This window comes from Bacteroides fluxus YIT 12057 (assembly GCF_000195635.1).
In the GTDB taxonomy this organism is placed as follows: domain Bacteria; phylum Bacteroidota; class Bacteroidia; order Bacteroidales; family Bacteroidaceae; genus Bacteroides; species Bacteroides fluxus.
In genome coordinates this window covers 26610-40615 of sequence record NZ_GL882615.1, presented here as the reverse complement: position 1 = coordinate 40615, position 14006 = coordinate 26610, and the positions used below count along the sequence as shown (strand labels likewise).

General features: G+C 46.7%; 12 protein-coding genes. 2 read left to right on the top strand and 10 right to left on the bottom strand.

Annotated features, from left to right (window positions below; translation table 11 throughout):
* Together HMPREF9446_RS04315 and HMPREF9446_RS04310 are read right to left on the bottom strand one after the other, a co-directional pair.
* Positions 1–545 (bottom strand): nucleoside-diphosphate sugar epimerase/dehydratase (locus HMPREF9446_RS04315; RefSeq protein ID WP_009124200.1); only part of this gene is annotated, 545 nt, incomplete at its 3' end.
* Positions 546–728: 183 nt separating this feature from the next.
* Positions 729–2054, bottom strand: a complete 1326-nt coding sequence (locus HMPREF9446_RS04310) for a PhoH family protein (protein ID WP_039968537.1) — start codon at positions 2052–2054, stop codon at positions 729–731.
* A 171-nt stretch (positions 2055–2225) separates the two neighbouring features.
* Here HMPREF9446_RS04310 and HMPREF9446_RS04305 point away from each other — a divergent pair, with 171 nt between their 5' ends.
* Positions 2226–3479, top strand: coding sequence for a bifunctional folylpolyglutamate synthase/dihydrofolate synthase (locus tag HMPREF9446_RS04305; RefSeq protein WP_039968534.1), 1254 nt, complete (start codon positions 2226–2228; stop codon positions 3477–3479).
* Here HMPREF9446_RS04305 and HMPREF9446_RS04300 read toward each other — a convergent pair.
* The 7 genes from HMPREF9446_RS04300 to dnaN form a co-directional block, all read right to left on the bottom strand.
* On the bottom strand, positions 3447–3821 hold the full coding sequence (locus HMPREF9446_RS04300; RefSeq protein WP_009124197.1) for a RidA family protein: 375 nt from the start codon (positions 3819–3821) through the stop codon (positions 3447–3449). The two genes, HMPREF9446_RS04305 and HMPREF9446_RS04300, sit on opposite strands and share 33 nt — an antisense overlap.
* Positions 3822–4048: 227 nt before the next feature.
* Complete coding sequence (locus tag HMPREF9446_RS04295) at positions 4049–5749, bottom strand: serine protease (RefSeq protein ID WP_009124196.1); 1701 nt, start codon at positions 5747–5749, stop codon at positions 4049–4051.
* 97 nt (positions 5750–5846) lie between these two features.
* Positions 5847–6596, bottom strand: a complete 750-nt coding sequence (gene rlmB, locus HMPREF9446_RS04290; protein ID WP_009124195.1) for a 23S rRNA (guanosine(2251)-2'-O)-methyltransferase RlmB — start codon at positions 6594–6596, stop codon at positions 5847–5849.
* Between the two features lie 83 nt (positions 6597–6679).
* Positions 6680–8341, bottom strand: coding sequence for a DNA repair protein RecN (recN, locus tag HMPREF9446_RS04285; protein ID WP_009124194.1), 1662 nt, complete (start codon positions 8339–8341; stop codon positions 6680–6682).
* 71 nt (positions 8342–8412) lie between these two features.
* On the bottom strand, positions 8413–9636 hold the full coding sequence (gene coaBC, locus HMPREF9446_RS04280; protein ID WP_009124193.1) for a bifunctional phosphopantothenoylcysteine decarboxylase/phosphopantothenate--cysteine ligase CoaBC: 1224 nt from the start codon (positions 9634–9636) through the stop codon (positions 8413–8415).
* Between the two features lie 20 nt (positions 9637–9656).
* Positions 9657–10427 (bottom strand): 3'-5' exonuclease, encoded by a 771-nt coding sequence (locus HMPREF9446_RS04275; RefSeq protein WP_009124192.1) that lies wholly within the window; start codon positions 10425–10427, stop codon positions 9657–9659.
* Between the two features lie 138 nt (positions 10428–10565).
* Positions 10566–11690 carry a DNA polymerase III subunit beta gene (gene dnaN, locus HMPREF9446_RS04270; protein ID WP_009124191.1) on the bottom strand — a complete coding sequence of 375 codons (1125 nt, stop codon included), beginning with the start codon at positions 11688–11690 and terminating at the stop codon, positions 10566–10568.
* Between the two features lie 164 nt (positions 11691–11854).
* Between dnaN and HMPREF9446_RS04265 the strand changes: the two genes are divergently transcribed.
* Positions 11855–12223, top strand: coding sequence for a DUF3127 domain-containing protein (locus tag HMPREF9446_RS04265; protein WP_009124190.1), 369 nt, complete (start codon positions 11855–11857; stop codon positions 12221–12223).
* 95 nt (positions 12224–12318) lie between these two features.
* On the opposite strand, the gene HMPREF9446_RS04260 is transcribed toward HMPREF9446_RS04265, so the two are convergent.
* The gene (locus HMPREF9446_RS04260; RefSeq protein ID WP_039968552.1) at positions 12319–13965 is read right to left on the bottom strand and encodes a hypothetical protein; all 1647 of its coding nucleotides are present in this window, start codon (positions 13963–13965) and stop codon (positions 12319–12321) included.
* Between the last annotated feature and the right edge of the window lie 41 nt (positions 13966–14006).

Here is a 14006-nt window from a genome sequence, read left to right as displayed (position 1 = left end):
CGCAGGCGGTAGTGGTTACGCAGGTTCACACGCAAGGCTTTGGCGATGTTCACGCCCGCTTCCTTGGCACCGTAGATGAAAACGTTGGCGCTGTGGGTACCGTCAAAGTTCATGGCCTCAAAGAACGTCTTGACAACCACACGGGAACAGGCCATCATGGCAAAGCTGATAATATAGGACATGAACAGCACGCTGACCGGAGCCTGATTGACATTCATATAACTCTCAGCCAAGACACTGGCAATCATCAGCAGTGCATACGACACCGTCAATGAAACAAAAATGCGCATGATATCCACAAAAGAGGAAAAACGCAGTACATTGGAGTAGGTACGGAAAACCCGGAAAAAGACAAGGTTGACAACAACCGTCCATAAAATCGTTTTATCAATAGTGGATGATTCCAGGAAAATGCTTCTGAAATCATATCGGAGTGCATAAGCCAGAAGACTGGATATGACGATGATAAATACATCAATCAACAGAATAGTCCATATCGGCAACACCTTTGCAGAAAGATACCGATGAAAAAAATTTCGCTTCATTTCGCTTGACAGTTTTGTTTTTAGGCGAGGCAAAGATACACTATTTTGGCAAAAGGGAGCAACAAATAGATAAAAAAATGTTATAATAAAAAATTATCGTCCGCAATGAAACTGTCCCGTCTTTTCCCAGAACTTGAGAAGAGACGGGACAGAAAGCTTACAAGCTACAAATTCTCACTCAACCTACATCAGGTTACTCGCCAGTTCGCTCAACTGGCTACGTTCACCTTTCACCAAATTAACATGGGCAAACAGGCTCTGGTCTCTCATGCGGTCTATCATATAGACAAGCCCGTTGGACTGGCTATCCAGATAGGGTTGGTCAATTTGTTGGATATCACCGGTAAACACCATCTTCGTACCCTCACCTGCGCGGGTAATGATAGTCTTTATTTCATGTGGAGTCAGGTTCTGGGCTTCATCAATGATACAATAGGTCTCACTCAGGCTACGCCCGCGGATAAACGCCAACGCCTCAATCACCAGTTGTTCACTTTTCTGCATATCCTCAAGGCGTTTTATCTCACTGGAATTGGAGGCGAACTGGTGCTTGATTACATTCAGATTATCGAACAAAGGCTGCATGTAGGGAGCCACCTTTTCATTGGCATCACCGGGCAGGAACCCCAAGTCCTTATTGGATAAAGCCACGATGGGGCGTGCCAGAAGAATTTGTTTATAGTCGGCCAATTTGCCAAGAGCGGCTGCCAAGGCAAGCAACGTTTTTCCGGTTCCCGCCTTACCCGTCAAAGCCACCAGCTTGATATTGGGGTCATTCAACACCTCGAAAGCAAAACTCTGTTCGGCGTTGCGCGGCTCGATACCATAGTTCTTGGTCTTGTTCACCCGGCAAACAGAATGGGTGAAAGGATTATAGCGGGCAAGCACACTGTTGCGGTCACTTTTCAAGACAAAACACTCATTGGGACGAACAATATCCTTGAAATCAAACTCATGGATGTCCAAACCTTCCTTTGAAGAATAAATGCGGTCTATCAAGGAAGGATCAACCCCTTCGAACACTTCACTCGACTTTTCGAATATATCTACATTCACTACCTTATCGTTGATGTAGTCTTCGCATAGCAGACCGATGGAGCGCGCCTTCATGCGCAAATTCACATCTTTCGTGACAAGGATGGACTTCATCTTCGGTTTCTTTTCCGCAAGCCAATCCGCTACAGCCAATATCTGATGGTCGGGAATACGCTCGGGAAAAGAATCCTGTACCCGGGGAGAATCTATCTTACCGGCTACCACAAACAGGCGTCCCAGGCCTTCGCCCAAGGGAGCGCCCTTAGTGAAAAGATTGTCATCGGTAATCAAGTCCAATTCGCGGACAAACTCACGCGCATTAAAATTAATCTGTTCGTTGCCTTTCTTGAACTTGTCCAGTTCCTCAAGGACTACAATGGGAAGATAGATGTCATTCTCTTGGAAATTCTTCAAACAATTATAATCGTGAAGGATTACATTCGTATCAATCACAAAGTTTTTCTTAGCTCCCATACTCGATAGATTTAAATAGTTTATATCTTCAGATAAGATAGGCTGCGCCTCATTAATAAAAACAAGCAAGCTTCTTTTGTATTGATTTCGGTTTACGCTATCTTTGTTGTCTCTAAAGATAAACAAATAATCGTGGTAAAAGGATCGCATCCTTGTTAAATATTATAAAAGATGGACTATCAGAACACTTTAACATACTTATATAACAGTGTACCCATGTTCCAGCAAGTGGGTGGCTCGGCATACAAAGAGGGACTGGAGAACACACTGGCTTTAGACGCGCATTTCGGGCATCCGCATCGTTCCTTCCGCAGCATACATGTGGCAGGAACAAACGGGAAAGGCTCCTGTTCCCATACCCTTGCCGCCATATTGCAGGAAGCGGGCTATCGGGTCGGGCTATATACTTCTCCGCATTTAGTGGATTTCCGTGAACGTATCCGCGTCAACGGGGTGTCCATACCGGAAGAATATGTCATCCGTTTTGTGGAAAAAGAGCGTGGCTTCTTCGAGCCTCTGCATCCTTCCTTCTTTGAATTGACCACCGCCATGGCCTTTCGCTACTTTGCCGACGAGACAGTGGATGTAGCCGTCATCGAAGTAGGGCTCGGAGGACGGCTGGACTGCACGAACATCATCCTGCCGGACGTATGCCTCATTACAAACATAAGTTTCGACCATACCCAGTTCCTGGGAGATACACTGGCGAAAATCGCAGGGGAAAAAGCCGGTATCATCAAAAAGAGAATTCCTGTGGTCATTGGAGAGACTACCCCTGAAACCAGACCCGTGTTTCTGCAAAAGGCGCATGAGGCAGGAGCTCCCATCTATTTCGCAGAAGAGAATGACCGTGAAGACTATCCTGGATTGGAATGCGAGTTGAAAGGGCTCTACCAGGCAAAGAATACCCGGACCGTACTCACCGCTCTCCCGCTTTTGAAAGAAGCCGGTTTCCACCTGGATGAGTCTTCCGTACGCAGTGGCTTTGCCCATGTCACCGAACTGACCGGACTGATGGGGCGCTGGCAGAAATTGCAGGATGCCCCTACCCTGATTTGTGACACCGGGCACAATGTGGGAGGCATCTCCTACATCGTGGAGCAACTCAGGCAACAGCCATACCAACACTTGCATATCGTAATGGGCATGGTGAATGACAAGGATATCCGGGGCGTATTGGCCCTGCTTCCCAAAGAAGCCACTTACTATTTCACCAAGGCCAGCGTGAAACGGGCATTACCGGAAACCGAACTGAAAGAACTTGCTTCCGGTGCCGGACTTCAAGGTTCCTGCTACCCGGATGTCCCTGCCGCCGTACGGGCTGCGCAACAAAAAAGCCTCCCGGAAGATTTCATCTTCGTAGGAGGCAGCAGTTTTATTGTGGCTGATTTATTAGCGAACCGCGATGCACTCAATCTCCACTAAGGCATCTTTGGGCAACGCTTTCACGGCAACAGCCGAACGTGCGGGGAAAGCACCGTCAAAATAAGTGGCATATACCTTGTTCATATCAGCAAACAGTGACATGTCTTCCAAGAATACGGTGGTTTTCACAATGTTTGCCATGCTCAACCCTGCTTCTTCGAGAATGTGCTTCACATTCTCCAAAGATTGGCGGGCTTGTGCTTCGGTACCTTCCGCCATCACACCGGTAGCTGCATCAATAGGAAGCTGACCTGAAACAAACACCATTCCATTGGCTTCGATAGCCTGGCTATAAGGACCGATAGCACCCGGTGCCTTCTGGCTGCAAATTACATTTTTCATTGTTTTCTAAATTTATTAAATTAATAATCAGTTTATTATGTGATCCGGTATAAAAAAGTTCCAAAGCGGATGCAGTATTTCAAAATACCGTGCATTTATTAAACAAATACACAAAAGAAATTCACTCATAACCTGTTTATACCTAGACTTAACTTTATGTGGAAAAAAGGGGGAGTTTCCCCAATAAAGGCCCTGCTTGAGAAAACAGAGCCTTTATTTTTTATTCCTTATTTACAATGCTTCTCAATCAATGCGTCCACATTTGTATCTCCCAATTCCTTCGCCTTGGCAAAGCTTGCGCAAGCTTCACTTTTCTGCTTCATCTGAATCTGCGCAATGCCCATCAAGCGGTAAGCTTCGGCATACTTCGGATCTACCTCCAAGGCAGCCTTCAAAACATTCAGCGCATCTTCGTTACGCCCTACACGAATATTGACCACAGCCAACTCTGCACGGTAGGTCAAGTCTTTCGGATTCAACTCAATGGCTTTTGCCAAATCGTCCAATGCACGCTGGTATTGCTTCGCTTTCAGAGCAGCCTGTTCACGATAATAATAGAACAAATCGTTGACATTACCGTTCACAGCCTTAAAGTAAGCATCGTAATCCAGCATGGCACTACGCGCCTGTCCGGCATTCATGCGGGCTTGCGCACGTTCCAGCAAATAAGGAGCCGCCGCTTCCGTATAGGGTTCCGTGAAACGGACCATACAACTGTCCATCAGAGCCAGCACTTCCTCAGCAGGCGCCTGCATCATTTCCTTGGTTTTGGCTGCACTGAAGAAAGTAGCGGCAGACGCGAGATTGGATTTATTCACCTTATCATAGCTTGCATAGGCTGCCGGATAGTCTTGCTTGGCAAACAAGATATCCCCCTCCTGCTGAACATAGACGGGAAGTTCCTCAATGGCAATCGCCTTTCTTATCTCTTCCAAAGCCTTGTCCAACGTCCAGTCCTTATAAACCTTTTCCGGTTTCCCCAATTGATAGTTATAAATCATCTTGGCACGGTTGAAGTAAGCATCATCTTTCTTTTGAGCCACCTCCAGAGCCTTGTCCATATCCGCTGCCACCTTATCCATAGACGCTTCATCCACCGACAGGTACAGCTGTTGGGAGGCACGGCGCAGATAGCCGTCGGCACTGTTGGGATACAGGGATATAAAGTCATTCAGCACTTCCATATATTTCTCCGGAGCCAATTGGGAAGAAGCCATATAAAGGAAGACCAACGCCTGTTCTTCCGTATCCGGCAAAGCTTTCTTGATGCCGATACCCTTCAATGCCATATCTCCGTATGACAAAGCGCTGACATTTTGTGCCATCGCAAAGTTGGCGTCAATGGCATAACAGACAGTAGCCGTATCTTGTCCGGATGATTTCTGGGCCAGTCCGAACACTTGCCCGTCGGCAGTCATTACCGGACAACTGACCATCTTATCCTTCAAGTGCATGTCAAGGGTATAATAGAAATACTTCTCGGCGATCTTGGCTGCCTCTTTTACCTTTCCGGCCGTATAGGAACGATCCTTCTGAGTTGAATATGGCAATAAACAGACCTCGGTATTTACTGAGGGAGAAGCAGTAGCCAAAGTCAGCGCAGGAACTTTCTTACCGGAAATACCTACACGGAACTTGACCACATCGTACATGTCGTCAGCTCCCATCACTGCTTCCACCGGCATCTGCACTCCCTCGGAATTTATTACCACAGCACGCTGCGCACCCTTAAACAGGCTGTAGTCCGACAAGGCAATTCCGTCTTCCGTCACAAAGAAGCCGTTTCCGGTATTCAGTATCTTATCTTCCCGGTCGTACGTTACCACCGAGAACACGGCACGCTTGGCTTTTTCCACCCATTTGGGTGCCTGAGCTACACCCCACTGAGCCAACAAACAGAGGGTGAGCGTCAAAAGTATCTTCTTCATATCTTCATTATTTATGCGCGGCAGTAGTTAAAGTAGTTATCATTCGTTTCTATCATTAGTAGTCAAGTAGTTAAGTACAATAGTCTATTCTACTTAACTACTGATTTGCATTATTTCTTTGTTTCACAGCTTCATATATCAAGATACCGGCAGCAACGGACACGTTCAGAGACTCGATGGTTCCCAACATAGGAATCTTTACCCACTCGTCACACAAAGCCAGGTTGTCATAAGATACCCCTTTGTCCTCAGCTCCCATGATAATACACATCGGTCCGGTATAATCCGCCTTGGTATAGTCATAATCCCCTTTTTCCGTAGCGGCTACAATATGGAAACCGCTGTCCTTGAGGAACTGCAAGGTCCCTTTCAGACTTTGTTCCCTGCAGACAGGCAAGGTATGCAAGGCACCTGCCGAAGTCTTCATCGCATCGGCATTTACGGAAACGCTGTTCTTGGCAGGAATTATCACCGCATCCACGGCGGCACATTCACAGGTGCGGGCAATAGCGCCGAAGTTACGTACATCGGTTATTCCGTCGAGCATCACAAACAACGGATTCTTGCCCTGCTCAAAAAGGAAAGGTACCAAGTCCTCCGTTTTCTGATAAGTGACTGAAGAGGTAAAGGCAATCACCCCTTGGTGGTTTTTACGCGTGATGCGGTTGATACGTTCTACCGGAACACGTTGTACAGGTATCAACGTTCCCTTCAAGACAGCAAACAACTCTTTGGACAAGTCACTCTGAATATCTTTCTTTACCAATATCTTGTCTATCTCTTTTCCTGCCTGAATGGCTTCTATTACGGCACGAACACCGAAAATCATTTCACTTTTATCAACCATGAGTCTATTTACGATTTAACAATTTACGATTTGCGACTGAGGTTTCTGCTACTCATCGCTTATAATTAATTACTTATAACCCGTCAAGTTCCTCCCAATAATGCTCTGGCATTATTCAGAGCGGCTTCGGTGAGGGTGGCACCACTCAACATGTGGGCTATTTCCTCTACCCTTTCATTATCCGTCAAACGGCGGATATGGCTATTGGTCTCTTTCTCGTTGTCCTGCTTATACACCTTGTAATGGGCACGTCCGCGGGCCGCTATCTGAGGCAAATGGGTGATACTGATCACCTGACGGTTACTCTCGCCCATCTCCTGCATTATATCCGCCATACGGTCGGCTATTTCACCGGACACACCGGTGTCTATTTCATCGAATACAATGGTGGGAAGTTTCACAGCCCCTGCTATCATTGCCTTGACGGACAGCATGACACGGGCTATCTCACCGCCGGAGGCCACTGAGGATATATTCTGCAGAGTGCCGTTCTTATTCGCGGAAAACAAGAAATTGACCGTATCGATACCATGCATGCCCGGCTCTTTACGAGTTCCCATCTCCACCTGAAAACGTACATTGGGCATACCTAACGGCACCAAGCGGGAAGCCATCTGCTTCTCTACCTCACGCGCAGCAGCGGTACGGGCTTTCGTCAATACAGCCGCTTGCTTCTTCACCTTATTATATAGGACATCACAAGACGCCTTCAACTTTTCAATATCTTCTTCCGACGAAGTAATAGCCGAAAGCTTCATGGCATACTCGTTTTCCAAAGCCAACAGTTCTCCGATGGTAGAGACACGGTGTTTCTGCTGAAGTGTATAAATCAGGTTCAGACGTTCGTTCACTTCTTCCAGGCGTGCCGGATTGAACTCCACTTCTTCTTCCTTACCGGAGATTTCCTGCGAAATATCTTTCAATTCGATATAAGTGCTCTCCAAGCGCTCGGCCAGTTCACCGGCTACCGGAAAAACATTCTGCAACCCGATCATGGTATTCAGGCAGTCTTTAAGTCCGGAAAGCAGACCGCCTTCATCCGAGTACAGGATTTGTCCGGCACGGTACAGCCCTGCCTTGATTTCCTCCGCATGGCTCAAAGTGTCCGCCTCCTGTTCCAACTCTTCCTGCTCACCCTCAGACAAACGGGCTTCCTCCAGTTGTTCCAACTGAAAGCGGATGTAATCTTCGTCCGCCTTATCCTGTTCTGCCCTTGCTATGATTTTTTCCAGATCGTACAATGCCTGTTTCCATTCCTTATGCACAGACTGATAGGCAGCCAAAACCTCTTCATTATGCGACAGGATATCCAACACATTCAGCTGGAAACCTTCCTTGTTCAATAACAGGTTCTGATGCTGGGAGTGTACGTCAATCAACAACTCCCCCAATTCCTTCATCTGTGCCAGAGAGGCAGGCGTATCATTGATAAACGCCCGGCTTTTGCCCGAGGCGTACACCTCGCGGCGAAGGATACACTCCTCTTCATATTCCAACTCATTTTCCTCAAAAAAAGGCTGCATACCATAGGCTGATATATCAAAACGAGCCTCAATAACGCATTTCGACGCTCCTGTCCGGATAGACTTCACATCGGCACGCTGTCCCAACAACAAGCCGATAGCGCCCAAAATAATGGACTTACCGGCTCCTGTCTCGCCCGTTATTACCGAGAAACCGCTGTCAAAATTGATATCAAGTTTCTCAATAAGTGCATAATTCTGTATGTAGAGTGAACGCAACATAATTTACGATTGAAAATACTGATTGACTATCTTGTAGGCTATTATTTTATCAATGATCAAACTTTCAATAATCAGCTTTTCAAGACTTCTGCCAGATGATCTACGATATCCACAGCCACTTCGGCCTTGGACTTCAACGGATAATCCTTCTTTCCTTCCCGGTCTATGATACTGATTTTATTTGTATCATAGCGGAAACCGGCTCCTTTGTCCTTCAAAGAATTCAATACGATGAAATCCAGGTTCTTCCGGTTGAGTTTGCCTTCGGCATTATGCTGCTCGTCATGGGTCTCGAGCGCAAAACCTACAAGAACCTTCCTTTCTTCCATGGAATTCTTCAAACCTCCTAAGGTGGCGGCAATGTCCTGAGTAGGTTTCAGCTCCAAGGTCATGTTCCCGGTCTTTTCCCGCTTGATTTTCTCGCCCGCCACCTGTTCCGGTGTATAATCGGCAACAGCCGCAGACAAGATAGCGGCATCCACATCTCCAAAAAGACTACAGGCAACATCATACATCTGCTGTGCCGACTCCACCGCATGATACTGGTACATAGGAAAATGAGTGGTCTGCTGTACCGGGCCTGCAATCAAGATGACTTTGGCTCCCCGGCCGGCACATTCATCGGCAAGCGCAAAACCCATCTTTCCGGAAGAATAATTACCTATAAAACGTACCGGATCAATCTTCTCGTAAGTAGGCCCTGTGGTTATCATAATGGTCTTGCCGACCAAATCCCCCTCTTTGGATGCGAAATATTGTTCCAGGTGGAGAATGATGTTTTCCGGCTCTTCCATACGCCCTTTACCCACCAGATGACTGGCAAGTTCTCCTGTACCCGGTTCTATGATATGGTTGCCATAAGAACGTAATGTTTCCAGATTCTTTTGGGTAGAAGGATGTGCATACATGTCCAAGTCCATAGCAGGAGCCACAAACACAGGTGCTTTTGCCGAAAGATAAGTGGTTATCAGCATATTGTCGGCTACTCCATTGGCCATCTTGCCAATGGTAGAAGCTGTTGCCGGAGCAACCAGCATGGCGTCCGCCCACAATCCCAGATCCACATGGCTGTTCCACGTTCCGTCACGCTGGGCAAAAAACTCACTGATGACCGGCTTACTCGTCAATGCGGACAGAGTGACAGGAGTAATGAACTCCTTGCCGGCAGGAGTAATGACTACCTGCACTTCGGCACCACGCTTTATCAACCCACGGATAATGTAACACGCTTTATAGGCAGCAATGCTCCCTGTAATACCCAATACTATTTTTTTCCCTTTCAGAGTATTTGCCATGATCAAAATTACGGATTACTTCATTTCTGTGTCATTTCGCGCAAGCGTATCTTTGTCAGCATCGCTTTGGTGTTCAGAGTAAAATCACTGTTCAGAATCCAGCTGTAATAACCCGGATCACGTTTCAGAACTTCCGAAACAGACATCCCCTTATACTTGCCGAAATTGAATACTTCCACTCCATTGTCATCATAAACCATGCGGCCCGCAAAGTCCACGTTCTTGTTGAAACTGGAATAGTCAGCAAGGAAAGCTACATCATTCTGCAATTCACCGTAACGGTCCAGCTGGGCCATCAGCACCTCATAAGTGGCACGGGTGTCGGCTTCGGCCGTATGGGCATCTTCCAGATTCTTGCCGCAATAGAATTTATAGGCGGCAGACAAGGTCCGTTGTTCCATCTTGTGGAAAATAACCTGCACATCCACAAATTTGCGACGGCTCATGTCAATGTCCACTCCGGCACGCAGGAATTCTTCCGCCAAAACCGGTATATCGAAACGGTTGGAATTAAAACCTGCAAGATCACAGCCTTCAATATCATTGGCTATCTTGCGCGCCACCTCCTTGAAAGTGGGACAATCTGCTATATCTTCGTCATAAATGCCATGTACGGCAGAGGATTCTGCAGGAATATGCATTTCGGGATTGATACGCATCGTTTTCGATTCTTCATTCCCGTTGGGATATACTTTAAGATAACAGATTTCAACAATTCGGTCAGAGTTGATGTTTGTGCCGGTAGTCTCCAAATCAAAAAAAACTATCGGATTTTTCAGATTCAATTTCATTGTTTTTTCGTTTTATAAGCTCTGGCTATGAGCTATAAATTATATGTTTGACTTACAAGCCACGAGCTACAAGTACCGTGCGGCATAATTGCGCAGCCACTTGTAGCTCGTAGCTCATAACCCGATTGCTAATATTCATCAGTCATTCAGCATCATCGGCATCAGCAGCATCAGCAAATCCTCGTTTTCTTCCTGCTCTACCGGAATGATGACACCGGCTCGGGACGGATCGGCCAATTCAATGATAACCTCATCGGCAGAGATGTTGTTCAGAATATCAATCAAGAAAGTAGATTTGAAACCGATGCTCATCGGGTTACCCGCATACTGGCAAACCAGCGTTTCTTCCGCCGAAGTGGAAAAGTCGATGTCCTGGGCAGAAATAACGATGAGGTTCTCCTGCATACGCAGCTTGATAAGGCTGCTTGCCTGCGATGAAAATATGGATACGCGGCGTAAGGCACCGGTCAACAACTGGCGGTCCACCGTCACTTTGTAGGGGTTATTTTGCGGAATAACCGAATTGTAGTTCGGATAACGTCCTTCAATCAGACGGCACACCATACGGTAGCTTTCCAAAGTGAACACAGCGTTGCGTTCATCAAACTCAATCGTTACATTGCCCTGTTCCTTAGGCAGCAGGTTCTTCATCAAAGAAGCCGGCTTCTTGGGCAGGATAAATGCGGCACGCTCGTTACCCTTGGCAGCCAATGTCTTACAACGCACCAACTTATGACCGTCGGATGCCACCATCGTGATGTCCTCCGTGGTAATGTCAAAATAGATACCGTTCATTACGGGACGGAGTTCATCGTCCGCCGTAGCAAAAACAGCACGGTTGATGCCGCCCAACAGAATCTGTGCATCCATTTCCACACGTACGGCATTGTCACCCAACATGGCCGACTGGGGAAATTCGTCTGCATTCTGTCCCATCAGACTGTACTTACCGTTCTGATACTGTACTGTTATTTCCAAAGAAGAGGTATTGATTTCAAAAGTCAACGGTTGCTCGGGAATTTCTTTCAAGGCATCCAACAAAGTTTTGGCAGCCACGGCAAAACGTCCGTCCATATCGCTTTCATTGACCTCGACCGTAGTAACCATAGTCGTTTCACTGTCAGATACAGTTACAGACAAAGTTCCGTCTTGCAGTTCAAAAAGGAAACAATCCAAAATAGGCAGCGCATTCTTCGAATTAATCACCCGGCTGATAGCCTGTAAATGACTGGAGAGCGCAGTACTTGAAACGATAAATTTCATATAATCTATATATTTAAGTTTTTATTTTGTCTTCTTATTTAAGCAACGGACAAAGTTAAAAAAAGAATTCCCTACGACAAAGAAATACAAAGAAAAAACAGCCGAATATTCGTCTCATATTACTAAAAAATTGTAACTTCGCAGCATCATTTAAAAAGAGAACAATGGAATTTACAGGAAAAATCATCGCTATACTCCAGCCCAGAGGCGGAGTTTCTAAGACCGGAAACGAGTGGAAAGTGCAGGAATATGTAATCGAAGACCATGGCCAGTATCCACGCAAAATGTGTTTCGATGTTTTTGGAGCAGATAAAATAGAACAATTCAACATTCAGATGGGTGAAGAATTGACCGTTTCTTTCGATGTGGATGCACGCCAATGGCAAGACCGCTGGTTCAACAGTATCCGTGCATGGAAGGTGGAACGTGTCAGTGCCGCCGCACCTGCACCGGGCGCCCCTATACCTCCCCCGGCACCAAGTGCCGCACCGGAATTCCTATCTGGAGACGCAAAGGACGATTTGCCTTTCTAAACCAGAAAGAATCACGATAACAAACAAGGCGTAAAATCCAAGGCACAAGATGCTTTTTCCGATTTTACGCCTTGTCTGCATACATCCAAACCGGATCAAGAGTCCTGCCCCTCTCCCTTATAGAGCAGCACGATATTAGGGTAAACCACCCCCTCCGTACATGTAAACTGTACGGCAAGCATGAATTTGCGGAAAAACTTTGCCTGGCGGAAAAATAAGTTCGGTATCAGCCGCACATACGTTTCCGGTTGCCGTAGCATTTCTTCCATGTCCACCATCATCACGAAGCTATATACCGGTGACAAGCTTCCTATCCCTTCTTCATAGACCTGCGTCCCGTCCAGCACATCGGAATTCTCTACAGCATCGATATAGGCAGAAAGACTGGGAGCATCGGGAGCCAGCAACAGGTTTCCCCTATAAAAACAGGCATAAGTATAAAGCGCAGACTCCGTAATACCCGTCATCTGGGTAAGCAACGTATTCCGCGGCAAAATATACTGGCGGAATCTTCTTGCCTTGGGATACCTGGCATATTCCGGATACAGCTGCGGTACCGGCGGTGCATCCTCCTCTTTGGGCGTCCTATTCAACAAGGATTGCAACCGGCGCTCGGCCGCACGTTCATCCTTCACAGGAATACTCATCACCGCGCAAGGCAGTTTGTTCAAAGTATCTTTCGACTGGAAAAGACAGGACATCACGCTCTCTCCCGCATAATCATGCAGGAAAGTCATCCATTCTTCATCACGCTTCTTGATATAATCGGAATAAATGGCCTTGGCATACTCCTGATAGGCCGTAAAACGGAATACAGCTTCTCTGTCCGAAAGCGCCCAATTGTCATAAAAGAATGTGGTGGAAGGAAGATATGTTCCTGGAAAACCTTCAATCGGTTTCTGCCGGCGCAAAGCGTTGATAAACGTCCGAGTGGAATCTTCGCCATGACTGACACCGGAACAATAAATAGCATTTTCATTGAACTTCATATCAAATTCGGCCCAACTGCCCAAGCGGGTCTGGGAACGGATTCCATCCGTAGGTTTCCCCATATCCACCTTCTTCATACGGACATATACCGTGGCCGCGACGTTGTCATGCTTACCCGCATGCATCGTACGGAAAGACCGGAGATGCATCAACGATTTCTTTTCACGGCGCGCATCAATCACCTGCTCTATAAGCCGCTTCTGAAAGCTGACAGCCAGAAAATCCGGTGTAAAGTAGGCAGCCAGGAAACGTCCGTCCGACATCGGATAAATCCGGATTTCCTCGCCTTTATAGTCAAAGAATCTAGAAGGGAAACTGCTGGAACAATATTTCCGGATAAAGGTTTCCACCAACTCATAATCACCCGAACCGAGGCTGCAATACAGGACTTGGTTCAGCGGGGTGTCCGGTTCATGAAAACTAATCAGCATCTTGTTCATTTCTCTGCTCAACCCGTGCGGGGTATCATCCATCAAGGTATATAGATGGTCCTTCAAATAAACAAAAAGCTCGGATACATAAAGATAGTGATTTTCCTTGCTGCAGTTCAGCTGGTTGATGTCGTCCACCAAATCTGCCATACGATCCGTTTCGAGTACGGCAATGGCATCCTGCGGCACCAGAGAATAAAGATTAAAATCCTGCTGGTTCTCTACCGCATTCATGCGGAAAAATGAATACACGCCAAACCCCGTACATAGCAGCACTACGGACAGAATGACAGCTATTCGTATGAGGAGTCGGAATTTCATGGCATTCATTCATCAACTTTTGGCAAAAATAACATTTTCTA

Coding starts and splice junctions, on each gene's coding strand:
- recN (WP_009124194.1), bottom strand. CDS start 8,341: ATGTTGCGTTCACTCTACATACAGAATTATGCACTTATTGAGAAACTT.
- HMPREF9446_RS04305 (WP_039968534.1), top strand. CDS start 2,226: ATGGACTATCAGAACACTTTAACATACTTATATAACAGTGTACCCATG.
- rlmB (WP_009124195.1), bottom strand. CDS start 6,596: ATGGTTGATAAAAGTGAAATGATTTTCGGTGTTCGTGCCGTAATAGAA.
- dnaN (WP_009124191.1), bottom strand. CDS start 11,690: ATGAAATTTATCGTTTCAAGTACTGCGCTCTCCAGTCATTTACAGGCT.
- HMPREF9446_RS04310 (WP_039968537.1), bottom strand. CDS start 2,054: ATGGGAGCTAAGAAAAACTTTGTGATTGATACGAATGTAATCCTTCAC.
- HMPREF9446_RS04275 (WP_009124192.1), bottom strand. CDS start 10,427: ATGAAATTGAATCTGAAAAATCCGATAGTTTTTTTTGATTTGGAGACT.
- HMPREF9446_RS04295 (WP_009124196.1), bottom strand. CDS start 5,749: ATGAAGAAGATACTTTTGACGCTCACCCTCTGTTTGTTGGCTCAGTGG.
- coaBC (WP_009124193.1), bottom strand. CDS start 9,636: ATGGCAAATACTCTGAAAGGGAAAAAAATAGTATTGGGTATTACAGGG.
- HMPREF9446_RS04260 (WP_039968552.1), bottom strand. CDS start 13,965: ATGAAATTCCGACTCCTCATACGAATAGCTGTCATTCTGTCCGTAGTG.
- HMPREF9446_RS04300 (WP_009124197.1), bottom strand. CDS start 3,821: ATGAAAAATGTAATTTGCAGCCAGAAGGCACCGGGTGCTATCGGTCCT.
- HMPREF9446_RS04265 (WP_009124190.1), top strand. CDS start 11,855: ATGGAATTTACAGGAAAAATCATCGCTATACTCCAGCCCAGAGGCGGA.